This is a genomic window from Halomonas sp. Mc5H-6, assembly GCF_024124705.1.
In the GTDB taxonomy this organism is placed as follows: Bacteria; Pseudomonadota; Gammaproteobacteria; order Pseudomonadales; family Halomonadaceae; genus Vreelandella; species Vreelandella subterranea.
Window position 1 is genome coordinate 109,256 of record NZ_JAMXSI010000007.1, and the last position, 23,686, is coordinate 132,941.

22 protein-coding genes are annotated in these 23,686 nt (G+C 60.7%); 10 read left to right on the forward strand and 12 right to left on the reverse strand.

Annotated elements, in window-relative coordinates:
* The first annotated feature begins 30 nt into the window (after positions 1 to 30).
* Complete coding sequence (locus NH395_RS11650) at positions 31 to 648, forward strand: hypothetical protein (protein ID WP_253025001.1); 618 nt, start codon at positions 31 to 33, stop codon at positions 646 to 648.
* 86 nt (positions 649 to 734) lie between these two features.
* Here the strand turns inward: NH395_RS11650 and NH395_RS11655 are convergent, their stop codons facing one another.
* From NH395_RS11655 to cobT, 12 genes are all read right to left on the reverse strand, one after another.
* Positions 735 to 1,913 carry a hypothetical protein gene (locus tag NH395_RS11655; RefSeq protein ID WP_253025002.1) on the reverse strand — a complete coding sequence of 393 codons (1,179 nt, stop codon included), beginning with the start codon at positions 1,911 to 1,913 and terminating at the stop codon, positions 735 to 737.
* On the reverse strand, positions 1,910 to 5,263 hold the full coding sequence (locus NH395_RS11660) for a hypothetical protein (RefSeq protein ID WP_253025003.1): 3,354 nt from the start codon (positions 5,261 to 5,263) through the stop codon (positions 1,910 to 1,912). Before NH395_RS11660 ends, NH395_RS11655 begins: the two co-directional genes overlap by 4 nt.
* Positions 5,264 to 5,512, reverse strand: coding sequence for a hypothetical protein (locus NH395_RS11665; protein ID WP_253025004.1), 249 nt, complete (start codon positions 5,510 to 5,512; stop codon positions 5,264 to 5,266).
* 14 nt (positions 5,513 to 5,526) lie between these two features.
* On the reverse strand, positions 5,527 to 6,333 hold the full coding sequence (locus tag NH395_RS11670) for a DUF4123 domain-containing protein (RefSeq protein WP_253025005.1): 807 nt from the start codon (positions 6,331 to 6,333) through the stop codon (positions 5,527 to 5,529).
* The gene (gene tssI / locus NH395_RS11675; RefSeq protein WP_253025006.1) at positions 6,333 to 8,438 is read right to left on the reverse strand and encodes a type VI secretion system tip protein TssI/VgrG; all 2,106 of its coding nucleotides are present in this window, start codon (positions 8,436 to 8,438) and stop codon (positions 6,333 to 6,335) included. Before tssI ends, NH395_RS11670 begins: the two co-directional genes overlap by 1 nt.
* A 168-nt stretch (positions 8,439 to 8,606) precedes the next feature.
* Positions 8,607 to 9,032, reverse strand: a complete 426-nt coding sequence (locus NH395_RS11680; RefSeq protein ID WP_253025007.1) for a bifunctional adenosylcobinamide kinase/adenosylcobinamide-phosphate guanylyltransferase — start codon at positions 9,030 to 9,032, stop codon at positions 8,607 to 8,609.
* Positions 8,984 to 9,637, reverse strand: coding sequence for a histidine phosphatase family protein (locus NH395_RS11685; protein ID WP_253025008.1), 654 nt, complete (start codon positions 9,635 to 9,637; stop codon positions 8,984 to 8,986). Before NH395_RS11685 ends, NH395_RS11680 begins: the two co-directional genes overlap by 49 nt.
* Positions 9,574 to 10,344, reverse strand: a complete 771-nt coding sequence (gene cobS, locus NH395_RS11690; RefSeq protein ID WP_253025123.1) for an adenosylcobinamide-GDP ribazoletransferase — start codon at positions 10,342 to 10,344, stop codon at positions 9,574 to 9,576. Before cobS ends, NH395_RS11685 begins: the two co-directional genes overlap by 64 nt.
* Positions 10,345 to 10,370: 26 nt before the next feature.
* Positions 10,371 to 10,907: a bifunctional adenosylcobinamide kinase/adenosylcobinamide-phosphate guanylyltransferase gene (locus NH395_RS11695; RefSeq protein WP_253025009.1), complete on the reverse strand. Its 537-nt coding sequence runs from the start codon at positions 10,905 to 10,907 to the stop codon at positions 10,371 to 10,373.
* Positions 10,891 to 12,006 carry a threonine-phosphate decarboxylase CobD gene (gene cobD / locus NH395_RS11700; RefSeq protein ID WP_253025010.1) on the reverse strand — a complete coding sequence of 372 codons (1,116 nt, stop codon included), beginning with the start codon at positions 12,004 to 12,006 and terminating at the stop codon, positions 10,891 to 10,893. The genes NH395_RS11695 and cobD overlap by 17 nt, the downstream gene beginning before the upstream one ends.
* Positions 12,003 to 13,013, reverse strand: a complete 1,011-nt coding sequence (gene cbiB / locus NH395_RS11705; protein ID WP_253025012.1) for an adenosylcobinamide-phosphate synthase CbiB — start codon at positions 13,011 to 13,013, stop codon at positions 12,003 to 12,005. Before cbiB ends, cobD begins: the two co-directional genes overlap by 4 nt.
* Positions 13,010 to 14,074, reverse strand: coding sequence for a nicotinate-nucleotide--dimethylbenzimidazole phosphoribosyltransferase (gene cobT / locus NH395_RS11710; RefSeq protein ID WP_253025014.1), 1,065 nt, complete (start codon positions 14,072 to 14,074; stop codon positions 13,010 to 13,012). The genes cbiB and cobT overlap by 4 nt, the downstream gene beginning before the upstream one ends.
* A 267-nt stretch (positions 14,075 to 14,341) precedes the next feature.
* On the opposite strand from cobT, the gene edd reads away from it, so the two are divergent.
* From edd to NH395_RS11755, 9 genes are all read left to right on the forward strand, one after another.
* Positions 14,342 to 16,231, forward strand: coding sequence for a phosphogluconate dehydratase (edd, locus tag NH395_RS11715; RefSeq protein WP_253025016.1), 1,890 nt, complete (start codon positions 14,342 to 14,344; stop codon positions 16,229 to 16,231).
* On the forward strand, positions 16,231 to 17,196 hold the full coding sequence (gene glk, locus NH395_RS11720; RefSeq protein WP_253025018.1) for a glucokinase: 966 nt from the start codon (positions 16,231 to 16,233) through the stop codon (positions 17,194 to 17,196). The genes edd and glk overlap by 1 nt, the downstream gene beginning before the upstream one ends.
* Before the next feature lie 22 nt (positions 17,197 to 17,218).
* Positions 17,219 to 18,088, forward strand: a complete 870-nt coding sequence (locus NH395_RS11725) for an aldo/keto reductase (protein WP_253025020.1) — start codon at positions 17,219 to 17,221, stop codon at positions 18,086 to 18,088.
* A 42-nt stretch (positions 18,089 to 18,130) separates the two neighbouring features.
* Complete coding sequence (locus tag NH395_RS11730; protein ID WP_253025022.1) at positions 18,131 to 19,096, forward strand: carbohydrate kinase; 966 nt, start codon at positions 18,131 to 18,133, stop codon at positions 19,094 to 19,096.
* Positions 19,097 to 19,224: 128 nt separating this feature from the next.
* A complete protein-coding gene (locus NH395_RS11735) occupies positions 19,225 to 19,944 on the forward strand; it encodes an FCD domain-containing protein (protein ID WP_253025024.1) in 720 nt (239 codons plus the stop codon).
* A gap of 33 nt (positions 19,945 to 19,977) precedes the next feature.
* On the forward strand, positions 19,978 to 21,126 hold the full coding sequence (gene dgoD, locus NH395_RS11740) for a galactonate dehydratase (RefSeq protein ID WP_253025026.1): 1,149 nt from the start codon (positions 19,978 to 19,980) through the stop codon (positions 21,124 to 21,126).
* 27 nt (positions 21,127 to 21,153) lie between these two features.
* Positions 21,154 to 22,122 carry a 2-dehydro-3-deoxygalactonokinase gene (locus NH395_RS11745; protein ID WP_253025028.1) on the forward strand — a complete coding sequence of 323 codons (969 nt, stop codon included), beginning with the start codon at positions 21,154 to 21,156 and terminating at the stop codon, positions 22,120 to 22,122.
* 25 nt (positions 22,123 to 22,147) lie between these two features.
* Positions 22,148 to 22,759 carry a 2-dehydro-3-deoxy-6-phosphogalactonate aldolase gene (locus NH395_RS11750; protein ID WP_253025030.1) on the forward strand — a complete coding sequence of 204 codons (612 nt, stop codon included), beginning with the start codon at positions 22,148 to 22,150 and terminating at the stop codon, positions 22,757 to 22,759.
* Entirely contained in the window at positions 22,756 to 23,637 is an 882-nt protein-coding gene (locus NH395_RS11755; RefSeq protein WP_253025032.1) for an SMP-30/gluconolactonase/LRE family protein, read from the forward strand. Before NH395_RS11750 ends, NH395_RS11755 begins: the two co-directional genes overlap by 4 nt.
* The last annotated feature ends 49 nt before the right edge of the window (positions 23,638 to 23,686 follow it).

The window sequence follows — 23,686 nt, forward strand, 5'->3', positions numbered from 1 at the left end:
TTGATTTGTCTAGCCAACAAGGAGACGACCATGGCCGATTCCCCGGTAGCGGGTGTACCTCGCTGGCTGAAGCTGGCCTTTTCGCTGTGGATCCTGATCTGGGCACCGAGCTATGCAGTGCTGCTGGGGCCCCAGAATTTCTTCTGGCTATGCAACGTGGCAAACTTCCTGTTACTGGTGGCGCTTTGGACAGAGCATCGTACCCTGATGTCGATGCAGTGGCTGGCGGTGGCGCTGGTCGGTAGTCTGTGGACGTTTGACGTCGCGACGGCAGCACTCACCGGCGTCCACCCCATCGGTGGCACCGAGTACATGTTCAACCCCGAGCACCCACCCATGACGCGGGCCATGTCGCTTTACCACGCCGTACTGCCGCTGGTGGCAGGCATCGGCGTGGCGAAACTGGGCTACGCGCGCCGCGCCCTGCTGTGGCAAACCCTGCTGACCTGGATCGTGGTGCCGTTGTCCTACCTGCTCACCGACCCAGACCGTAATATCAACTGGGTACACGGGCCCTTCGGCCAACCTCAAGACAGCCTCGACCCTCTGCTTTATCTGTTCCTACTGACGCTGATATGGCCCGTAGTCGTCTACCTGCCGCTACACCTGGTGATGGTTGGCGGGCAGCGTTGGCGGAATCGTAGTTAATGCGGGGAATGGGCCACGCGCCAAGTTCGCCTACAAACCGCTTGAAAAACCTATAACTGGCCTTTGCAAAAGGCGTATTGATGACGTTAATAGTTATTGCGTTTGTTCTGCCGGGATGTGTCTTTTGCTTCAGCACGCTCAACGAAGCGGTCCGACTTGTTGGGGATGCGGCCGTAGGCGTTAACGTCTTCGGGCTCAGCGGTATAGCTATCACCATAGCCGGGCACGGATTGGGCCATCAGGTCTGGGCGGCTGCCCCAAGGCGCGGCGTCGACCACTTTTCGGTGCTCTTCGCGCCATTGTTTCAGCTCCTGCTCGCTGGCCTTGGCGTAGAGATCACGCCAGTAGGTGGCTGGACGGCCACGCTTACCCGCCTCATCGAAAGCCTTGGTGGTGGGGTCGAGATGGCGGAACGGCTCCAGGCGGGGAATATCCGGCAAGGGCTGGCTGACGTCCATATAGCGGCCCAGCATGTCCCACATGGCATATAACTGGGCAATACTCCCGTCGGCTGGAAAACCGAAATCAAGCGGTAGACCGTTGCGTTCGTCTTTACTGTGTTGAGGATAGCGATGACGCACCTTGAGGCTATGGAACTGATTACCCTTCATATCAGCGCGCATTTCGATATAGGCATCGAATTCATAGAACGGAAAGTTACCTTGGAAAGACTTCACCATACCCGTGCGCCGACAAAAAGCGATATCGTCCGACCAGTTTTTATTGCTTTTGTAAAAACGAATACTGTATTTCTCGTAAAGCTTGCGTAGAACAGTAGCTACTGAGCAGAATGCCACCATCACGAATGGAACTAGAAATGCATCAAAAGGAAATGTTTCACTAGGATCGAATAACTCAGCACCCAAAAGCAGTACAGTCACAAATAAAGCAATACCTGCGATAAAATACCCCCCCCCACCGATAAAACTAAAACCGTGAGAGATGACCACAAACCAAAAGCGCAAGAAGCGATAAAGCAAGCCGATATCTTCATCGACAAATTTTGACCAGCGCTCTTCATTAATCATGGCATAGGCTAGATAGTCTTCCTTCATATACTGGTAATCCTCAAACCACTCATTGTCGTACTCATATAGGGTGGGATTGACGCCAATATAATGTCCCCAAGGTAGCCGGGCCACGTCTAAATGACTGCCCAGTTTTTTCCAAGTGCTTTTTTCTGGCGGCGGCGCCTGCCGGGGAATGGCGTCGGCCTGGAATGCGGTCTCTGCATAGTGACCTTGTGGCTGTTCCGTCAGGCTCATGCTTCGGCTCCTTGTTTGTTCCATACCCAGGTCAGCTTAGAGGGTTGCGCCGCGAAGGAGACACTATCTTCCAGCTTGCGGTGCTGTCGTTCGACTGAGTCCCAGTATTCCACGCTGCCTTGGCCTTCAAGATCCCCTGGGCTTATGCGCACTAGGTAACTGCCTTGGTGGTATTCGCGTTGATAATCCGGCTCATGGTGGAAGCGGTGATGACTGGCCGCCAGCCATTTGGCGGGCACATCGCCAAGCCCCGTGGTGGGAACACCCAGGCGATGCCACTCCCGAGGAAGGCGGATGCCAAGATAACGCACCGTCGGGTCCTCTGGATCTTGTCTCGAAATTTCCACCAGTAAGCGGCGGCTATCCATGGGGGCGTATTGATAGGTGTGACGCCTATCCGGTACAGGGGCCGAGCAGTCTACTTCTACCTGAGTGATGGGCACTTTAAATTCGCCGTAGCGCAGCCCGGGGCAGGTCATGCGAATGGCGATATCGCAGTCAACAAAATCGGAATCGAGATCGACCAGGCCTTGGGGTGCCACCAGCTCGAAATGAGCTTGAAACAGCCCCTGAAGGAGCAACATATAGGCCTGCTGGGGAGAGGCATCCTGCAAGGCGCTGAGGTAGTCCCGAATGTTGGCGTCACTCTCTGTCATCTCCGATTCATCTTCTGAAGCCAGGGCTGCGAGGCGTCCTTCGCGCTCATCCTGCTTGTTGCTCAACGGGCCATATTTAGTCCATAACGAAACACGGTCATTGCGGCTATTGGTGGCCATATAGTTGCAAACGAGAGCAACTGCCAAGCTGACCAGCATGATGGGCATTGGCCTTGGCGTGCCTATGAGCCCCAGAAGCCGGTGAAAGAACTGATTACGAAGAAGGTTTTCCTTGGCAATATTGGCAGCCGCTTGGCCAAAACCTGAACCCGCATAGCTACCGACTGCAATAGCACCGCTGGCACCAGCCATCCAGCGTGCCGAGGTGTATTGTTGCTGCTGATAGAGCTGATAGGCATCGACTGCGACCAGTGTGGCAGTGAATAGTCCAGCACCAAAACCCAATAAGCCACGCAAGCGGCCGGCCTCCCCCATAGCTTCCTGCCAAGCTAATTTGACATAGGGGGTGTCAAGTAAACTATTGGCACGTACTGCCCAGCCCCAGTTAACGTTAGCCAACTTTAAACCCTGCGCTGTTAGTAGCGAGGTATCGATAGCAGCACTAACGGCTTTAGAAACCTTGAGCACACTTCTATCTTTAGAGACTTCTTTTATACTCACCACCAAATTCCATATTTCAAGCCCCGCCAACCCCGACCACAACCCGATATACCCCGTCTGGGTCCATCGAAAGGCCTGCTCACTGGTCACTTGTCCTGTCACCTGAGCACGGCCGGTGGCCGCTGATGACGAAGCGACGTCGCCACCCAAAACGTTGCGAGCGGAGGCGGCCTGGAGGGCGATGCCGCCCTGAGCCATCTCCTCGGTCAAAGATTTGAACTGGCTGGGCAAAAGCCAATGAACGGCGCCATCGGCATCGACCACCTCGATGGGGAGGCCACCCATCAAAGCACCCTTGAGATCGGCTATATCGGTGGCCAGAGTAATGGTCATGGTCTCACCCAGCTTCAGGCCCGTCACCGCGTTGAGTAGGGTGGGCACGATGCTGCTGGCGACAGCGTCCGCACCGTTGAGCGCCGTGCGTGCGCGGCTCATGGCCGGCCCCAGATCACCGACGTCTTCATCCAGGCGCTGCTGCCAGGCAATCAGTTGTTCCCCGGTCGGGGTAGCGACCTGATCCTGCTGGTCCATGACATTTTTGGCGGCCACCTGCAGCACGTCCAGGTTCCTGGCATAAGGACTCCCCCAGATGTTCGTATTGCAGTTCTCATCGGCAAACAGCAACGGCGAACAGGCATGCCCAGCGTGCTGCTGTGTCGCCGCAAATAGCGTCTCGAGGGTTTGCCGACACTTTGCAGGAGCCTGGAGTGCCTTGGCTTCTTCAGGCGTTGCCTTGAGGTCGAGGCAGTTCAAGCCGGTTTGCAGGGTCTCGATACACCTTGCCAGCAGCGCGTAAGGCTCCAGGTGGTTGATATCATCAAACAGCATGGCGTCGCGAAGGGTATGGCAAAAGGCCCCCGGTGATGTGTCATCGAATAGCGCCACCAGCGCCGAGAGCCGCTCGTCGATCCGCAGGCGGGCCAGGCGGCGCTCTTCTTCCTTGATCAAGCGGGCGAACAGGCTTTCCCGGGAGCGTTCAAGGCGGGTGTCATACCAGGTGTCGAGGTAGAGCGGGTTTTCTTCACCATCCGGGCCATACGGCATGAAACAGTTGGCCTGGATCAGTTCAGCCGACTTGCCGTGGGGATGATATTTCATGCCTTCGGAGAGTACCCAAAGCAGTTCCTGACCCGCCTGGATATCCTCGATCAGGTGGTCAATTGCCTGTTTGGGGTCACGCAAGAAAACAGCGCAGAGCTGCTGTTCGCGAAGCGCCGCCAGGCAATCGTCGGTTCCCTCCGGCGCGGGAAGCATGGCAAGTGAGGCGTCATCCGCACGCTCATCATCCGCTCGGCAGGCATTGTTCCATTGCTGCACCAAGCAACTACGCAGCGCGGGGGAGAAGTGCCGTTGGCGCGTCTGCGTATCGATGTCTGGCGCCACTGCCTGTTGGTCATCGGACTCGAAGAACTCACGCTCGGCCTCTAACTGCTCGACAAGGGTGTTCCAGCCCGCCGCCGTAGTGTCTTCCAGATAATCCCTGGGGCTGCCCCAGGCTTGCTCATACATCACATCCCGTGGGCGCATGGACGGCAGCCAATCCAGGGCGGCCTTGCCAGCGCACTCGTCACGACCGACCTCCACGCTATGGGTGTACATGTTGCGCATGTCACCCTTCAGCATGGCACTCACTGACGATTCATTGAGGGCAAGCGGTTGGCAGCGTTGGTTGATCAACGCCGGGTTGGCTTCCAACTGTTCGATATGCGCCCAGGGCCAGGGATGATCTGAGAAAGCCAGGCGCACATTGGCTGTTTGACCGTTGAGCTTGAGGGGCAAATGTAGGTGTGCCAGAGCGGGACCGGTGAAATCGCGAACGGTGGGAACATCACCCTGTTGCCGGTACGTCGCGATGTCGCTATCGGTGAACCGTGGCGCTTGGTTCGGCTCGCCGGATACCACCAACTCCCTGATCAGTCGGTTGTCGAGAAACACGTAGACGAAGCCGCCACGGCATGGCCCTGCCGCCAGCTCCTGATGATCGATGTACAGCATGGGCAAGGTCGAGACCATCAGGTTGTGCTGGAATGAACGCTGCTTGGGAATCAGGCCGCATTGCGAGACCTCTTCCACCTACAGTAGCGGCACTTCAATATCGCCTATCTTTTGTACCAAGCGATAGTTTGCCAACTCTTCTTCTAAGTACGTTTGCTGGGTCTCGACAATTGGCCCGTAACGGCCTTCCGAAGCATCTCCCTCTGCCAGGCATTCTTCGGCGGCGTCACCCTGATAAAGCCAGTATTCATTCTGGTCGTTATCCGTATGACGACCGGTAATTTCCACGTAGATCGCCTTGGGGCTGCACGCATGGTTCTGTGACATTCCCGTGTCCTTTGTCATGTCATTGCATCGAGAGAAAGGGACTCGATGAAGTGTTCAAATGCGTCACTCGTTATCAGCTTGCCTTGCGCGTTTTTCACCGCTTGCTTGCGTGACAGATTGAGTTGCCAGGTGTCGTGCCAGTAGTGCTCCAGCGCCTGCCAGAGAGAGGTGATGCAGTCGTCTTCTTTTTGCAGCAGGTCAAAACGATGGATGGCGTCGCCCAGTAAGGGCATCAGTCGGGAAAACTGCCTCAAGCCTTGCAGACGCTGCTGGGTCTCCGGCGCCAATCGTAGTAGCTTACCGTCTGGCAGGTTGTTAGCGCCTGCCGAGAGATAGCGTTCATGGACGATGTTTTCCTGACTCAGGCAAAGCGGCCACGACCAGCAGATGTCCTCCCCCATCAGGACAAGGCGGTCTGCCTGGTCGAGTTGTTCCTCACCCAGCAAGAGGTGCAAGACGGTCGGCTCATGAAAGCGCAGCAGTCCCACCCCGCTGCCAGGCGTGTCGATGGTCAGACAGGCGGCCAGGCGCTTTTGCAGGGCATCCAGAGAGGCAGGTGTGTCAATGACCACCGATGCGGCATACGGCATCCAGTCTGCACTGCATTGCTGCCACACCTTGGCATTGTGTGTGATATCCAGCAGCACGGGGCCGCTTTCTCGCACGGCGTGATAGGCCGTGCCGTCGTAAAGCCAGCGAAACATGGGCTGGTCCACCACGCTATAGAAGCGACGCAACACCTCACCTTCGGGAAGGCTGGCCGTATCGATCAACCAGTAGCGCCGTTCGCTTTGCTCCGGAAGATTCACTGCATAACGCATTAACTCGCCCTATCCCGGCATGGACAGTCAGACAGTGGGCAACTGCCATCGGTCTGCTTTTGGCATAGTTGGACGATGCTGGCCTCCTGTGCTGAAGCCTCCAGCAGCGCCTCATGGGTGACGGGCGGTATCGCTTCATGCGCTTCCGCCACCGCATGCCCTGGCAGCAGCGGCCCTTCCACCGCCTGCCCGCTGCCACTGCCGGGGCTGCCGCCTGCGTTGACGCGCACTTTGTGGCCAACGATGGTTATGCCGTTACCGTCCAGCTTGAGAAAGCTGCCGCCAGCGTTCAGGGTTAATTCGTCACCCGCCTCAAACACCACTTTATGGCCTGCCTTGATATGCAATTCCCGGCCGCTTTCGGTGAGCCAGGCCTGGCCTGTGTTGATATGCAGCGTGCCGTCAACGCTGAAGTGCTGTTGGCCTTCGGTGTGCTCGAAGCGATTGCCATGGACCGTGTGGTGATCGTCGTTGTCGATTTCGCTGATGCGGTCGTTATTGACCTTCAAGAAGCTGTCGTTGCTGGTCTCTTCGATACGGTCGTTGAGCGTCAGCAATTCCAGGTCTTTCTGGGCATGGAGCCAGATTTGCTCTTCACCGGCTTCGTCTTCGAAGCGCAGCTCGTTGAAGCCCTCGGCCTTGTGGCTTTGGGTGCGCAGTACCGTGCGGGTTTTATGTTCTGGTAGCGGGTAAGGCGCGGTATTGACGGCGTGGTAGGTACGCCCGGTGATCAGCGGCTGATCGGGGTCGCCTTCCAGAAACGAGACGATGACCTCGTGGCCGATGCGCGGAATGGCGATGCTGCCGTAGCCGCCGCCCGCCCACCCCTGGGCGACCCGCACCCAACAGCTGGCCGTTTCGTTGGGTTCGGCGTAGCGGTCCCAGGGGAACTGGACCTTGACCCGGCCGTGCTCGTCGCAGTGAATCTCTTCCCCTTCCGGGCCGACCACAAAGGCGACCTGGGGGCCGTCGACGCGGGGTTTGGGATTTGGCGTGGCGCGCCAGGGCGCTTCGCCGGGGATCAGCGTGACCTGGTTGTAGTAGCGGGTCATACCGGCTGAATCACTTTGCGTGATGCCGTCTTCTTCCAGCGCCTGGGGCTGCTCACCGTGGTGAAGAACACTGATGGCCTGCCAGTCGCGGTTGAGGCTATCGGTGTCGTGGTCGGTCAGCGTGAAGCGCAGCCCGGGGGCGAGTTCAGGCAGGTCGCTTTCGGCGCTGGCGGTGATCGCCTCGCGGCGCAGCTGTTCCAGGCGGATACGAGTGAACGGCTCGCCGGAGGCATCCTGCTTGTAGCGGCCGGGGTAGTCGTAGTGTTCGTAATCGACCTGCTGTCCATGGCCTTCCACATCACGGCCCAGATGGTCGTGCAGCTGCGCATAGGCGGGATTTTTAAAGCTGTAGTCTTTCAGCGTGGCAGACGAACTCGCCACCCGGGCAGTGTGGCTGAGCTTGCGCACATGGTGTGTGGGCGCGGTGCCACCGGCGCGGCTGTGATAGCTGCGCTCGCCTAAGCTAGTGAGTAGCTGCGGGTCGTCGGCAAACACCAGCCGATGGGCGCCGTTGGGACTATCCTCGAACTCATGAAAGTAAAACAGGCCTTCTTCGGCGGCCAGGCGTTCGATAAAGGCAAGGTCGGTCTCGCGGTACTGCACGCAGTACTCGCGTTCGGGGAGCTCGCGGGTGACCGCAAAGGCCACGTCGCGAATGCCCCGCTCATCGCACAGGGTATTGATGATGGTGAGCGGGTCGACTTTCTGGAAGATGCGCGAGTTGTGGCGCAGCGAGAGACGCCAGAGCGCGGGGCGCAGCACCAGGGAGTAGAAGGTACGCCGGTGACCGCGGTCGCCCCGGCCAAATTCGCTGACGATGCCGTGCACCCGGCGTAGCGGTTCGCCGTCCTGCCAGATGGTCAGGGTGGCTTCACGATCCAGCAGCTCGGCAGCATCCAGATTGCCGTCTCGGCTGGCCAGGTTGAGCGCCAGCTCGAAGGGCTGGGAGAGCGCTTCACGGTGGGTGAAGTCGATCACTGCGATATCATCCACCCCCGGAAGCGATAGGGTGAATTGCAGGCCTGTTTTGTGTGCCCCCGTCCTTTCCGACATCGTGCCGCTCCCTGGACCATTAATCGCTAATGAAAACGGTCAGAATAGCGAGCCAGAAGCGAAGCGCAACCCTTGCGGGGCACGTCACAGCGATCTCTTACACGTGTACGAAATAGCTTACAAAACAGGCAAAAATTTGCCCGAATTATTGTGATAAAGCCGGGATAACTACTTGATCAACTGCACCAACCCATGCCGCACATACCACACCTGCTCGGCCTGGGCGGTGGCCTCTTGAGTAAACCAGCCATTGAGGTCGCGCAGACGGCGCTGCTCGGGTGGCATGGGCACAATACCCCGACCGACTTCATTAGCGATAATGATAAGCGGCGCCTTAAGTTCGTCAGCACGCTGGCAGAGCCGTGTCATATCGCCCTGCCACTGTTGGCGCAGGGTGTCATTTTCCGCGTTTGCTAAAGCGGCTTCTAGCCACTCGAGCACACCGGTTATCACCAGCGGGGTGCCGGCAACAAGTGCTTGCTGGCACTCTTCCAGCCGCTGACCCGGTGCGAGGCGATGCCATACGGCGTCGGGAAAGCGAGCCGTTACGGCGTCGCGTTTACCAGCGCAGGCACCCCCGATGAAGAGCTGCATTGCCAATCTCCTTTGCCATTCGCATCGGTTTGATAAGTGAGTGTCCAGCGCCTGCCCTGGGCCTGACTCACTGAGCCATCCCAGAAGTGAAGGGTTTCAAAACGACGGCGCAGTTCGCGAATCACACCGCCGTGAGTGACCGCTAGAATCTTTCGATGGCCGTCTTGCCGGGCATTCACGGCCACATCACGCAGCCAGGCTTCCAGGCGCGCGCGCAGGTGAGCGGCCGATTCGCCGCCAGGGATTTGCAGCTCGCCGACGCTGTCGATCCAGGCGCGGTAATGGGGCAAATCTTTTAGCTCGTCGTAGACCTTGCCTTCATATTCGCCAAAATCGAGTTCGCGCAGACGCGGCTCAAGCGCAACCGGCACGCCCTCTTTCGCGGCCTGGATCCACTCAAGCGTCTGTTGGCAGCGGTTCAAGTCGCTTGAATAAATGGCATCAAAACGCTCACCCGCCAGCGCTTCGCGCAGCGCCAAAAGCCCCGCTTCGGCATCGGGAAACAGCAGCGGGATATCGCGCTGGCCCTGGTAGCGGCGCTCTAGATTCCAGGCGGTGATACCGTGGCGAACTGCCACCAGCTCCACACTAAGATCAGTAGCCAAAGCTCTCCTCCTTCGATGGTGGCACCGACCATATCGCCGTTGATGCCGTTAAACAGTCGCAACATGAACACGCGTGAAAGCGCCACGAAGACCGCCGCCGCAAGCCCAATCAGCGTAAGCGAAGGTGCCAGCAGCGCAACCAGCGCCAGCGGCACCAGCGCCAGGGCCACGTCCTGGCCGCTGAGCGACTGCTGCCAACTCCAGGCCAGGCCCTTTTGCTGGGCACAGGGGGTCAGCACCAGCAATGCCACACCCGCCCAGCGCCCGAACGCGGGCACCACCAGCAGCCACCAGAGCGGTGCTTGATAGGTAAGTAATGCCCACAGTAGAACGCCCTTCCAGGCCAGTAGAAACACCAGCGCCAGCATGCCGAAACTGCCGATTTGCGGGTCCTTCATGATCGCCCAGCGGCGTTCCAACGGTTGATTGCTGCCCAGCGCATCGGCGATATCCATGACGCCATCCAGGTGCAGCCCGCCGGAAAGCGCGACCCAAAGGCTCAGCAGCGCCAGCGCGGTGATCGGCGTGGGGACGTCTTGCATGGCGAATGCCAACAGCACCAACACGCTGCCAATGAGCAGGCCGACCAAGGGATAGGCACGCACCGCCCAGCGCCGGGTTGCAGGCGTCCATGGGCAAGCGACAGGGATGGGGATTCTTGTCAAAAACTGTAGCGCGAGTAAGAGACCGAACAAAGCGTTTTTCACGGCGTCTTCTTTTACAGCATCTTCTTTCACAGCGACTTCCCGTCGTTTTTCCATTCGATGGCACAGCCCGCGACCACTTCCAGCACCGAGTCCGCCTCGGCGGCTAGCCAGCGGTGGGCACGCTGAAGAAAGCTCAGGTAGCGCCAGGTTTCGGCATCACCGGGAGGTAACGTTTCGTTGATATCGTTAGAGACAATCACTAGATGCACGCTGCGTGCGTGGGCATCTGCGAGGGTGTCTGCCAGTAACGCCAAGCCTTCGTCTTCGCCAAGCTTACTGGCATACAGCACCTGGCTGGCCCACAGCGTCAGGCAGTCCAGTAGCACGGCGCTCCCTTCTGGCACTCGGGAAATCGCCCGATCAATGGCCAGCGGCGCTTCCAGTGTCAGCCACTGCGCGCTTCTGGATTGCCGATGGCGAGCGACACGTGCGGCCATCTCGTCGTCGTACACGTCTGCGGTGGCCAAATAGTAACAGGGGGAACCGGCCGCCGCGCCAAGCACCCGCTGCTCGGCGATGTCGCTTTTGCCGGAACGCGCTCCGCCGCTAACGAAGACAATCATGCAGTGCCTTTTTCAGCTCATTGACTAGCCGCCGGTTAGCCGCTTCATCGCGCAGCGCCACCCTTAGCCATTCCCCCTCAAGCCCGGCAAAATTGTGGGTATGGCGTACCAGTACGCCTTGCTGCAGCAGCCGCTCAAATAACACATCACTGGTGGTGCCTGCGGCGCGCTGCGCGGCACCAGGCCGGATAAGAAAAAAGCAGGCCTGGCTGGGTACAACGTCCAGACCCAACTCGCTAAGTGCTTGATGCAGGCGTGGCCGCTCGCTGGCTAACCAGCGCTGGGTGCGCCGGGTGAAGGCACCGTCCGCCAGCAGCGGCGCTACCAGCTCCGCCGCCAGGTGATTCACGCTCCAGGGCGGCTGGTGGGTCTGTGCCGCTTGAATCGTGGCCACATCCGCCAGCAGGTAGCCTAGCCGTAGCCCTGGCAGCGTATAAAACTTGGTCATTGAACGCAGCAGAATCAGATGCGGGTAGCGATCCAGCAGCGGTACCAGCGACACCGCATCATGCGTATCGCCGACCATATCCACAAAGGCCTCATCCACCACCACCCGGCAACCCGCCCAAGCCGTGTAATCCAGCAGTACCTCCATGGCCGAGGTATCGATAAGGGTCGCTGTGGGATTATTGGGCCGACACAGAAACAGCACATCGATATCATTAAGCCTTGCCAACAGCGTATCAACATCCAGGGCAAAGTCCGGCGCGGGCAGCGCGATCTCAACGATTGAGAGCTGGTGGGCGCAGCAAGCACGGGCATACTCGCCAAAGCTTGGCGTCATAATCGCCGCGCGCTGCCAGGCATGTAGCGCGGCGGCAAGAAAAATCGCCTCGGCGCCGCCGTTGGTCAGCAGCACCTGTTCGGGCTGCAGCTGGTGATGGTTGGCGATGGCCTGGCGGGCCGCGGAATAATCCGGCGCTGGATAGCGCTCAAGGCCGACCAGATGTTGCGTTAACCAGTCGCGTACCCAGGCGGGTGGCCCGAGGGGATTCAGATTGGCGCTGAAATCGTCCAGACGATGCCCGGAGGGCAAACCGAAGTGGGCTAATAGCGCCTCGGCTTGGCCGCCGTGGCTGGGCCATTCAGGTGTACTCATATAAGCCTCGGAAAAATCATACCCAACCCAACCATCAGGACAGCGGACAGCAAAATGAATAGCATCCAGCCACCGTGCATCAAGCGAATCGTGGCGTCGATATGGTCAACCCGAAGTGACTCCAGCGGCTTGCCTAGCGTCGCACGACAAGAAGCCACACCTTCATAGTAATTGGTACCGCCCAACTGCACACCGAGCAATCGCGCCACCATGGCTTCCGGCCAGCCAGCGTTAGGACTCGGGTGACGGGGTGCATCGCACAAGGTACCGCGCAGCGCGCCTCGCCAGTGCAAGCGCATCCCCCAAAAAACGCTCAACAGCAGGCCCGCTAGCCACAAACAAAAAGCCGTCAAGCGAGCTGGCAGCCAGTTGGCCGCATCGTCCAGTCTGGCGGAGGCATAACCGAACTCGTTATAGCGTGCGTTGCGATAACCGACCATCGAATCCAGAGTATTCACCGCCTTGTACGCCAGCGCCAGCGGCGCGCCGCCGATCAGGGCAAAAAACAGCGGCGCGGTAATCCCATCGACGGTATTTTCCGCCACGGTTTCAACCGCACCGCGGGTAATCTCGGCTTCATCCAGGCCATAGGTATCGCGCCCGACAATCATGCCGAGGGCTTGCCGAGCGGCGGGCAGGTCGCCTTTGGCAAGCGGGACGGCAATCGCGCGCCCCGCATCCGCCAACCCTTTGATGGCAAGCGTGGTGGACAACAGCCAGAGCTCCGCGATGAGTGCAAGCCCGGGATGCAAACGCGCCAAGATCGCCAGCACCAACACGCTACCCCCCCATACGCCACCCACCACAATGACGGTGAGCAGCACGCCACTCAGCCGCCGCTGCTTGGGCGAGCCGCGGTTCCAGAGCCGCTCGTAGTGGCTGATAAAACGGCCGATGATCACCACTGGGTGCGGCAGCGAGCGCGGGTCACCGACGATCAGATCAATCATGATCGCCACGGCGATCCACACCAGGATCATGAGTGCGTCGTCGTTGAAGGGCATCATTGGCGGGCGCTATCGCTTACGCCCGCATCGGCGAAAGTTGCCATCTCATTGAGCATTGCGACAGCCGCCTGAAGCAGCGGGAATGCCAATGCCGCCCCGCTGCCTTCGCCCAGACGCATGCCCAGTGCCAGCAGCGGCTTGGCGTCCAACGCGTCAAGTGCCGTGGCGTGGCCTGGTTCCTCCGAGCGGTGACCAAATACCAGGTAGCCACGCACCGCGGGGCATAAACGACACGCCACCAGCGCCGCCACCGTGGCGATAAAGCCATCGACGATAGCGGGCAGCCGGTGTGCCGCCGAGGCCAGGTAGGCCCCGGTCATGGCGGCGATTTCCAGGCCGCCCACTTTAACAAGCACGTCCAGAGGGTCATTGGGGTCGGCCTGGCGCGCTTGAATGGCGCGCTCGATCACCGCTACTTTATGAGCTTGCTGTGCGCTATCGATACCGGTCCCGGCGCCAACCACCTGAGCAACTGACGTAGCGGTCAACACCGCCAGCATGGCGCTGCTGGCGGTGGTATTGGCAATCCCCATTTCGCCAACGATGATGCACCGGGCCCCGGCGTGGCTGGCGCGCTCCACGGCGGCAACGCCCGCATTGATTGCTGCGTGGGCTTCAGCGCCTTGCATGGCGTTTTCGAGCACCATATTGGCCGTGCCTGGGCGCACCTTGGCATGCGTCACACCCGCCACGGTCAAGGGTGCCACCACCCCCACATCGACGACGTCGATTCTCGCGCCAATCTGCCGGGCAAAGACATTGATGGCGGCACCGCCGCTTGCGAAGTTGGCAACCATTTGCGCCGTTACGGCCTGAGGAAACGCGGACACGCCCTCTTCGGCCACACCGTGATCGGCGGCAAATACCAGCACACTGGCTGGCGTCACATTGGGCGTTTGCCCACCGGTGATGGCACTCAACTGTATGGCGAGTGTCTCCAAGCGACCAAGGCTGCCCCGGGGTTTGGTCAACGTATCAAGATAGGCGCGGGTACGTTCGCCTGCGCAAGCATCTACCGGCGCAATACGCTCGATAATAGACGGGGCAACATCGATAGGCATGGCGGCTCCAGAGCGTTCAACATCACGAGAGGGGGGGATGGTAGCAAAAGCAGGCCTGCTATACTTGCGATTTACGCTTTGCAAGCGGGCGATTACCGCTACCGCAATCCATCGTTTGCCCTGATCGCCCAGGGCGATAGCTGTCATCAATTAGGGTAATAAAACTACAATTAGCGCTTTTATTGCCGTAAGGTCTCTCCTATCGCCATCAAAAAATGTAAAATAACTACAGGTCTGACTCACCGTCTCTACCATGCAGAGGTCCCTATGCCGAGCTCAACACACGCCCCTTTAAACCCCACCGTTGCCGAGGTTACCCAGCGCATACGTGAGCGTTCTGCCGAGCGGCGCGCGCTATACGAGCGGCGCATGGCCGACCAGCACAAACGCGGCGTGCATCGCGGCGAGCTCTCATGCGGTAACCTCGCCCATGGGTTTGCGGCCTGCAACCCGCAGGAAAAGGATTCCCTCAAGCTGATGAACAGCGCCAACCTGGGGATCATCTCCGCCTACAATGACATGCTCTCGGCTCACCAGCCGTTTGAGACCTTCCCGGAAACCATCAAGGGGGCTGCCCGTGCCATGGGCTCTACCGCCCAGTTTGCCGGTGGCGTACCGGCGATGTGCGATGGCGTGACCCAGGGCCAGCCAGGCATGGAGTTGTCGCTGTTCTCTCGGGATGTGATTGCCATGGCCACCGCCGTGGGCCTGTCCCACAACATGTTCGACGCTGCCTTGTACCTTGGCGTGTGCGACAAGATCGTGCCAGGGCTGTTCATCGCCGCAGCACGCTTTGGCCACCTGCCCGCGATGTTCGTGCCAGCGGGCCCAATGCCCAGCGGCCTGCCCAACAAGGAAAAGGCCCGCATCCGCCAGCTGTACGCTGAAGGCAAGGTCGGCCGCGATGCGCTGCTGGAAGCCGAGTCCGAGTCGTACCACAGCCCCGGCACCTGTACCTTCTACGGCACTGCCAACTCCAACCAGTTGATGATGGAAGTGATGGGCCTGCACCTGCCGGGCACCTCCTTCGTCAATCCTGGCACCGAGATGCGCGAGGCCCTGACCCGCTACGCCACCGAGCAGGCAATCCGCAACACCGAGCCTGGCGGTGACTATCGCCCGTTCTACAAGCAGATCGACGAACGTGCGATCGTCAATGCGGTGGTTGGCCTGCTGGCGTCGGGCGGCTCCACCAACCATACCATGCACCTGATCGCCATGGCCGCCGCCGCTGGCATTACGCTCAACTGGGACGACTTCACCGATCTGTCCGCGGTCACTCCAAGCCTGATGCGGGTCTACCCCAACGGCCAGGCAGATATCAACCATTTTCAGGCGGCAGGCGGCATGAGCTTCCTGTTCCGCGAATTGCTGGGCGCAGGCCTGCTCCACGGCGATATTCCCACCGTCTTCGGCACCGACCTGACCGCCTACACCCAGGAGCCTTTCCTGGAAGACGGCAAGGTGGTCTGGAACGAAGGTCCCGAAAAGAGCCTCGACGAAGCCGTGCTGAGCACCGTCGCCAACCCGTTCGCGCCCACCGGCGGCCTGACGGTGATGAAAGGCAACCTGGGCCGGGGTGTGATCAAGGTCTCGGCGGTTACCGAAGAGCACCGCATCGTCGAAGCGCCGGTGAAGATCTTCGAAGACCAGAACGAGATGAAGGCCGCCTTCGAATCCGGCGACCTGGATCGCGACGTGATCGTGGTCGTGCGCTTCCAGGGCCCCAAGGCCAACGGCATGCCGGAACTGCACAAGCTGACGCCGTACCTGGGTGTCCTACAGGACCGTGGCTACAAGGTCGCGCTGGTCACCGACGGCCGTATGTCGGGCGCCTCGGGTAAGGTACCCGCCTCTATCCATATGAGCCCGGAAGCCCTGGACGGCGGCCCGCTGGCCAAACTGCGCGATGGCGACATCGTGCGCCTGGACGCCAACGCAGGCACCCTCGACGCCAAGGTAGACCCTGTCACCTGGGGGCAGCGTGAACTGGCCATCGGCAATCTTGACCATTACCACGTAGGCCTGGGTCGCGAGCTGTTCTCTGGTTTCCGCCACTTGGCCATGCGCGGCGAAGAAGGCGCCGGGGTGTTTGGTGGATTTGAAGCCGACGACCTGGCCCGCCAGGAAGGACAGATCTTCGAAGAGGATGCCTGATGCGACCGGCCTTGATCGGCGATATCGGCGGGACCAATGCACGCCTGGCGCTGGTGACGCCAGGCGACATTACCCCGCACGATATCATCAACCTGCCCTGCGCCGACTACCCGGGCGTCATTGAGGCGATTCAGGACTACCTGACCAGGGTGGGTGCGACCGGCGACAACGCCCCTCGCGAAGCCTGCCTGGCGTTTGCCTGCCCGGTTCACGCCGAACGGGTCAAGATGACCAACAACCACTGGGACTTCATGAAGCGCGATGTTCGCGAAACGCTGAACCTATCGCTATTCAAGGTTATCAACGACTTTACCGCTCAGGCCCTGGGCGTGCCCCATGTGACCGCCGATGACCTCGTCGAGGTTCAGGCCGGTGACGGCCAGGCACATTCCACCCGCCTGGTGATTGGCCCTGGCACAGGGCTTGGCGTGGCCGGGGTCTTCCCTGGCCAGCACGCCTGGATACCGCTGCCTACCGAGGGTGGCCACGTCACCTTCGCGCCCACCGATGACACCGAGCGCGCGCTGCTTGACGTATTTTTACAGCGCCACCAACGTGTTAGCGTCGAGCGCATTCTGTGCGGCCAAGGCTTACTCGAGCTTTATCAGGCCCACTGCGCGCTCGACGATCAGGCACCGCGCTGCGCCTCCCCCGCGGAGGTGACCCAGGCAGCCAACGAGGGCGACCCGATTGCCACCGCCACGCTATTGCGGTTCCTGAAAATCCTAGGCGATGTGTGTGGCGATGCCACGCTGACCATGGGCGCCAGAGGTGGCGTTTACCTGTGCGGCGGGATCCTGCCGCGCCTGCTTGACTGGCTGCCCAAAAGCCAGCTGCGCGACGGCTTCGTCAACAAGGGCCGCATGGGGGCGTATAACGCTGACATTCCCGTCTGGGTGGTCACCCACCCGTGGACGGGGCTACTGGGCGCCGCTGAGGCGTTGCATAACGAAGAAGTGTTTTAAGCCCACCAACAGGAACCTCCCTATGCCCGCGCCAACTTTTGACGTGCCCTTTGTCCTCGGCATGATGCGTCTCCACGAGACCGCCGAAATGCACCAGGCCAACCACCTGGCTGACTGGATCGAGGCGCGACTCGCGCAGGGGCTGCACTGGTTCGACCACGCCGATATCTACGGCAAGGGGGCTGGCGAGACGCTGTTTGGTCAGGCACTGCGCGCCCGCCCGGCGCTTGCCAAGCGGCTCAAGGTGGTGACCAAGGCCAGTATTGCCAACGACAACCCCGCCCCTGGCTCAGGCGAGGTCAAGCACTACAACGCCAGCCCAGCGTACCTGAGCCAAGCCATTGATGACGCGCTAAACCGCCTGAGCGTTGAACGGATCGATCACTTTCTGATCCACCGCCCTGACCTGCTGATGGACGCCGAGGCCACCGGGCGCGCCCTGGACAGGGCCATCGAGGCAGGCAAAATTGGCGCCGCAGGCGTTTCCAACCACCTGCCCGGCCAGTGGCGCAGGTTGCAAAGCGCCATGCACTACCCGCTGCGCGCCAATCAGATCGAGCTGTCCATCGCCCATAGCACACCGCTGTTTGACGGCAGCTTCGACGATTTATGCGCCGACGGCCACGCGCCGATGGCCTGGTCGCCGCTGGCAGGCGGTCACCTGATGCAGGGCGCAGTGCATAAGGTGCTTGACCGTTTGGCAAGCGAGTACAACAGCACGCCCGGCGCACTTGCCCTGGCATGGCTACGTACGCTGCCTAATCGCCCTGCGCCCGTGGTAGGTAGCGTGAAGCCCGAACGGATTGCCGATATGCTAGCAGGCCCAGATACCCTCCCCAGGGAAGCCTGGTATGAACTGTTGGAAGCCGCCCGGGGCCATTGCGTGGCCTAGTTCAAGGCTTCTCTTCTGATCAATAATGACAAGGAACCGATCATGACGCCGATCATTGCGTTTGGTGAAGCCCTGGTGGATATGCTCTCCAGCCGCCTGGGTAACGACGACACAGGACCCGAGACCTTTACCCCCTACGCCGGGGGTGCTCCCGCCAATGTGGCGGTTGCCTGCGCCCGGCTCGGCGTGCCCAGCCAGTTTCTGGGCATGGTCGGCGACGATACCTTCGGGCATTTTCTAATCCGCGAATTACAACACCATGGCGTGGACACCCAGGGCGTGATCCTCACCCAAGAGGCACGCACGGCGCTGGCGTTTGTCTCCCGGGATAGCCAGGGCGAGCGCACCTTCGATTTTTACCGGCCACCGGCCGCCGACCTGCTCTACCGTCTTGAACATCTCCCTCAAGGTGTCTTTGAGAATCCCGCGATTCTTCACTTCTGCAGTAACAGCCTGACCGACCCGGAAATCGCCGACGTGACGCTTGCCATGGCGTCCATGGCGAAACGCACAGGCTGCCTGATCAGCGTGGATGCCAACCTGCGCCACAACCTCTGGCCAGAGGGTGAAGCGGATATGGGCCTGGTGACGCAACTGCTGGATAGCGCCGAGCTGGTCAAGGTATCGCTCGACGAGCTTGATTACCTGCGCGGCGATCACCCCCAAGACGCCTGGATAGCAGAGCGCCTTGCCGCAGGCGTGAAGGTCATGCTGGTGACCGACGGGCCCAATAGCGTGGCGGTGAAAGGCGTGGGCATTGATCAAACCATCGCGCCGCCCAAGGTTGAGGCCGTGGACACCACCGCGGGCGGCGACGCCTTCATCGGCGGGCTGCTGGCCGAGCTGTCACATCACGGCATTGAGGAAGGCTGGCACCAGGACGCCGACTTTCTTACCCGCGCGGTGAAAACGGCCTGCCGCTGCGGCGCTCACGCCGTAACGCGCCCCGGCGCCTACTCAGCGCTGCCCACCCACGCCGATATCGAAGCGTTGCGCAACGCTCCCTAAATAACAGCCATTTGCCCAGGGCGCCCCGATATGCGCCCTGCATTGCCGACAAAGGTCGTACCGCTCCGGCTTGTCTAAATGTCAGACATTTACTACCATACCGGCACTATCGTTACTAAGTGACCGCTATGACGCTGGAAACCCTTCCCCGCCATAAAGGGGGTGCGGACGAGTTAGCCCGCCTGCTGGCAAGGGCATTGCTGGCAGGCCACTGGCAGCCGGGTGACGCCTTCCCCAAAGAAATGGACATCGGCACACACTTCGATGTGAGCCGTAACCAGGTGCGCAATGCGCTGACCCGCTTGACCGCCGCAGGGCTTTTAGACCGCACCGCCGGGCGTGGCACCCACGTCCGTGAAATGAACGACTGGCACCTGCTGGATCCGCTGATGAGCGAATGGATGACAGGGCTTACCGATCTCGACCCGCAGCTCACGCGCGCCATCTATGCGTTTCGCTTTTCGGCCGAGCCCGTCGTAGCGGGCCTTGCCGCCGACGCAGCCGATGCGAACGATATCGCCCGCCTGGAAGCCGCCTTTGAAGGCATGCAGAAAACGGCCCGGTCACCCGCCGCTCGCGCCCAGCACGCCGAGTATGACGTGATGTTTCACGATGCTACCTATCAAGCCAGCCATAACCTGGTGTGGCGGCAAATGGGACACTTGTTGCGCCCTTCGATCATGGCCCTGGTTCATGGCTCTCAGCACCGAACCGACGCCTTCGACGACAGCCTGTCACGGCATCGCCGCGTGCTTGAAGCCATTATGCGCCGGGATGCCGAGGCGGCGTCTCGCGCCGCACGGGAAGTACTTCGCCGCACGGCGATCGACCTGGGTATCGTCAATTAACCGGCCATCGACAACTGACTAGGATCTGACCCTATGAAAATTACCCGACTGAAAACCTGGCAAGTACCGCCCCGCTGGCTGTTTCTCAAAATCGAAACCGACGAAGGCTGCTACGGCTGGGGCGAGCCGGTCATCGAAGGCCGCGCGGCGACTGTCGAGGCTGCCGTTCATGAGCTTTCCGACTACCTGATTGGCCAGGACCCGCACCGCATCGAACACCTGTGGAATACGCTGTATCGCGCCGGGTTTTACCGCGGCGGGCCAATCTTGATGAGCGCCATTGCGGGTATCGACCAGGCGCTGTGGGACCTTAAGGGTCGCGATCTGGGTGTGCCCGTGCACCAGCTTCTGGGCGGCGCGGTGCGCGATAAAATGCGCATGTACGCCTGGACCGGCGGCGACCGGCCAAGCGACGTGGGCGCGGGCGCCAAGGCACTGGCTGACAAGGGCTTTACCGCCTTCAAGATGAACGGCACACCGGAGCTGCAGATCGTCGACTCCCACCGCAAAGTGGATGAGGCGGTCGCCCGGGTGGCCGAAGCGCGCCATGCGGTGGGCCCGGATGTGGGCATTGGTATCGATTTTCATGGCCGCGTGCATCGCCCCATGGCCAAGGCGCTGCTGCGCGAGCTGGAGCCCTACCACCCGATGTTCGTCGAGGAACCGGTTGCTCCCGAGCACTTGCCCTGCCTGAAAGACATTGCCGGTGGCCTTGGGTACCCGCTCGCCACCGGCGAACGGCTGCATACCCGCTTTGAGTTCCGCGACCTGCTCAAGGACGGCATGATCGACATTATTCAGCCAGATATCTCCCACTGTGGCGGTATCAGCGAGGGGCTTAAAATCGCCGCCTTGGCATCCGCCTACGATGTCGCCCTGGCGCCCCACTGCCCGCTCGGCCCGCTGACCCTGGCCGCGTCATTACAGCTGGATGCCGTTAGCCACAACGCCTTTATCCAGGAACAGAGCATGGGCATTCACTACAATCAGGGCAACGATGTTCTCGACTACCTGGTCGACAAATCGGCGCTCAGCATTGAAGACGGCTTCTGTGCGATTCCCCAGGGCCCAGGGCTAGGTGTGGAGATTGACGAGGCCTTCGTTGAAGAGCGCGCCAGGGTCGGCCACCGCTGGCGCAACCCCGTCTGGACCCATGAAGATGGCTCGATTGCCGAGTGGTAAACCCTCTCATCAACGGGAGACGTCCCTATGGGCGCAAGTGAACTGACACGTCCTTTAGCGTGGATTGCGGTGGACTGGGGGTCGAGCAACCTGCGCGCCTGGGCAATGGATGCCCAGCATCACGTCATGGCGAGTGCCTCCAGCCCTCGCGGCATGCTGTCGCTGACCCCCGCCGAGTACGAGGACGAGCTGCTTGGAATCGTCGACGACTGGTTACCCGACAGCGGCCAAACGCCCGTGATGGTATGCGGTATGGCGGGCGCGCGGCAGGGTTGGCAGGAAGCCGCCTATCTGGCGACGCCCACGCGTCTCGATCAACTCTCTCGTGGCGCGGTGATGCCGCCCATCGCCGACCCTCGCCTGCGGGTTTATTTACTGCCTGGATTAAGCCAGACCGGCAGCACAAACCATGACTATGATGTCATGCGCGGGGAGGAAACCCAGTTGGCTGGCCTGTTGGCGGATACATCGCGTTTTAGCGGCCTTGTCTGCCTGCCCGGCACCCATGCCAAATGGGCACGCTTAACCGATGGTGCCGTCACCGAGTTTGCGACCTACTTGACTGGCGAGCTATATCAACTGCTCGCTCATCAATCCGTACTGAAGCATTCCGTAGGGCAGGATGACCTGCAACACGACGGCTGTCGCCAGGCGTTTACCCAGGCGGTCAAGGCAACCTATCAGGCGCCCGAACGCTTCAGCCAGAGGCTATTCGGCGTCCGCGCTCAGGACTTGCTGGCTAATACCCTGCCGAGCGGTGATGCCCGAAGTGCCGTGCTTGCCGCACATCTCTCGGGGCTGGCGATCGGCCTGGAACTGGCCGGTGCCTGCCACGAGCTGACGCCAGGAGAAAACGTGACTCTGATCGGCAACGAGGCGCTCAGCCACCGCTACGCACTCGCCCTGGAAACCCTCGGCATCGACACCCAGCGCGTTGACGGCGATACAGCGGTATTGGCAGGGCTGACCCTCGCCTACCAAAGTACCCGGCAATAAGCACCAGCTAAACAAGGAGAGCGCTATGACACTGCCTTTAATTGGCATTTTACGTGGGGTAACGCCCGATGACGCGGTGGCCGTTGGCGGCGCCTTGCTTGAGGCGGGCATCACGCAAATCGAGGTGCCGCTCAACTCCCCCGATCCATTGACCAGTATCCAACGCCTGGCGGAGGCCTATGGCGACCAGGCGCTGATCGGTGCGGGAACGGTATTAAGCGCTGAGCAGGTACGCGACGTTCATGCCGCAGGCGGTCGATTGATCGTCTCGCCCAATTGCCGCCCTGCCGTCATCGAAGCATCCTGTCGCCTCTCCATGGCCAGTTGGCCGGGCATTGTGACGCCTTCCGAAGCCTTTGATGCCCTGGATGCGGGGGCCACCGGGCTCAAGCTCTTCCCGGCGGTCCAGGTGGGCATCGCGGGCATGAAGGCTGTCCGCGCCGTGCTGCCCCTTAACACATTGCTATATGCGGTTGGGGGTATCGGTATCGACAATTTCGCCGCCTGGCGCGCCGCGGGCGTGGATGGCGCAGGCCTTGGCAGCGCACTTTACCAACCGGGGCAAACGCCTCAGCAAGTCGGCAAGCAGGCCCATGCACTGGTAGACGCCTGGCAAGCCGCAGGAGACCGTTTATGAATCACGACAACATGGCCGACCTGGCGGTGGATTGCCGCTGCGAGCTGGGCGAAGGCCCCCAGTGGGACGCCGAAAGCGGACGGCTTTACTGGTGCGATATTCTGGGCAAATGCCTTCGCTGGCTGTCACCTGAAAACGGCGACCACGGCCATTACCCGCTTGAGCAAATGGTATCGCTCGCCACCCCACTGAACGATGGCCGGTTAATGCTGGTCGGCGAACACAGCCTGAGCCTGTTGAATCCGGCCACGCAACACCTTGAGCATTTTGCCGACTTCGAAGCCGACAACCCCGTTACGCGCAGCAACGATGCCCGCGTGGACCGCCACGGCAGCCTATGGCTTTCCACCATGGGCAAGACCGCCGAACCCGGCGCGGGCAGCCTTTACCGCCTGCATCGCGGCGAGCTGACCCGAGTGCGAAGCGGGCTCACCATTCCCAACGCCATCTGCTTTTCACCTCAAGGCGACGCGGCGTATTTTACCGACACAGCCGCCGGGGTCGTGATGCGCTGGGCGTTGGACGACCAGGGCTGGCCTGTCGGCGAACCGGTTGCCTGGGCAGATTTCACGGGGGTTGAAGGCAACCCGGACGGCGCCGTGGTCGATAGCGAAGGCTGCCTGTGGCTCGCCCTGTGGGGCGCTGGCAAAGTGGTGCGGCTGAACCGCGATGGCCAGGTGATTGATAGCGTTCAGCTCCCCGTTAGCCAACCCTCCTGCCCAGCCTTCGCGGGCAAGAATCTGGACCGGCTTTACATCACCACCGCTCAGGAAGGGTTTAGTGACGACCAGCGCCGGGAACAGCCCCAGGCGGGCGGCCTGTTCACCTGCGACGTTGGCGTGCGCGGGCTTGCCGACCCGCTATTGCGCCTGGCTTAGCCACAGCAAAAAAACCCCGGACCATGTCCGGGGCAATCCACTTGCACAA

Bases quoted from the DNA above. Each gene is read 5' to 3' on its own strand.
- NH395_RS11650 (WP_253025001.1), top strand. From the start codon at position 31: ATGGCCGATTCCCCGGTAGCGGGTGTACCTCGCTGGCTGAAGCTGGCC.
- NH395_RS11655 (WP_253025002.1), bottom strand. From the start codon at position 1,913: ATGAGCCTGACGGAACAGCCACAAGGTCACTATGCAGAGACCGCATTC.
- NH395_RS11665 (WP_253025004.1), bottom strand. From the start codon at position 5,512: ATGTCACAGAACCATGCGTGCAGCCCCAAGGCGATCTACGTGGAAATT.
- NH395_RS11670 (WP_253025005.1), bottom strand. From the start codon at position 6,333: ATGCGTTATGCAGTGAATCTTCCGGAGCAAAGCGAACGGCGCTACTGG.
- tssI (WP_253025006.1), bottom strand. From the start codon at position 8,438: ATGTCGGAAAGGACGGGGGCACACAAAACAGGCCTGCAATTCACCCTA.
- NH395_RS11680 (WP_253025007.1), bottom strand. From the start codon at position 9,032: ATGCAGCTCTTCATCGGGGGTGCCTGCGCTGGTAAACGCGACGCCGTA.
- NH395_RS11695 (WP_253025009.1), bottom strand. From the start codon at position 10,907: ATGATTGTCTTCGTTAGCGGCGGAGCGCGTTCCGGCAAAAGCGACATC.
- cobD (WP_253025010.1), bottom strand. From the start codon at position 12,006: ATGAGTACACCTGAATGGCCCAGCCACGGCGGCCAAGCCGAGGCGCTA.
- cbiB (WP_253025012.1), bottom strand. From the start codon at position 13,013: ATGATGCCCTTCAACGACGACGCACTCATGATCCTGGTGTGGATCGCC.
- cobT (WP_253025014.1), bottom strand. From the start codon at position 14,074: ATGCCTATCGATGTTGCCCCGTCTATTATCGAGCGTATTGCGCCGGTA.
- edd (WP_253025016.1), top strand. From the start codon at position 14,342: ATGCCGAGCTCAACACACGCCCCTTTAAACCCCACCGTTGCCGAGGTT.
- glk (WP_253025018.1), top strand. From the start codon at position 16,231: ATGCGACCGGCCTTGATCGGCGATATCGGCGGGACCAATGCACGCCTG.
- NH395_RS11725 (WP_253025020.1), top strand. From the start codon at position 17,219: ATGCCCGCGCCAACTTTTGACGTGCCCTTTGTCCTCGGCATGATGCGT.
- NH395_RS11730 (WP_253025022.1), top strand. From the start codon at position 18,131: ATGACGCCGATCATTGCGTTTGGTGAAGCCCTGGTGGATATGCTCTCC.
- NH395_RS11735 (WP_253025024.1), top strand. From the start codon at position 19,225: ATGACGCTGGAAACCCTTCCCCGCCATAAAGGGGGTGCGGACGAGTTA.
- dgoD (WP_253025026.1), top strand. From the start codon at position 19,978: ATGAAAATTACCCGACTGAAAACCTGGCAAGTACCGCCCCGCTGGCTG.
- NH395_RS11745 (WP_253025028.1), top strand. From the start codon at position 21,154: ATGGGCGCAAGTGAACTGACACGTCCTTTAGCGTGGATTGCGGTGGAC.
- NH395_RS11750 (WP_253025030.1), top strand. From the start codon at position 22,148: ATGACACTGCCTTTAATTGGCATTTTACGTGGGGTAACGCCCGATGAC.
- NH395_RS11755 (WP_253025032.1), top strand. From the start codon at position 22,756: ATGAATCACGACAACATGGCCGACCTGGCGGTGGATTGCCGCTGCGAG.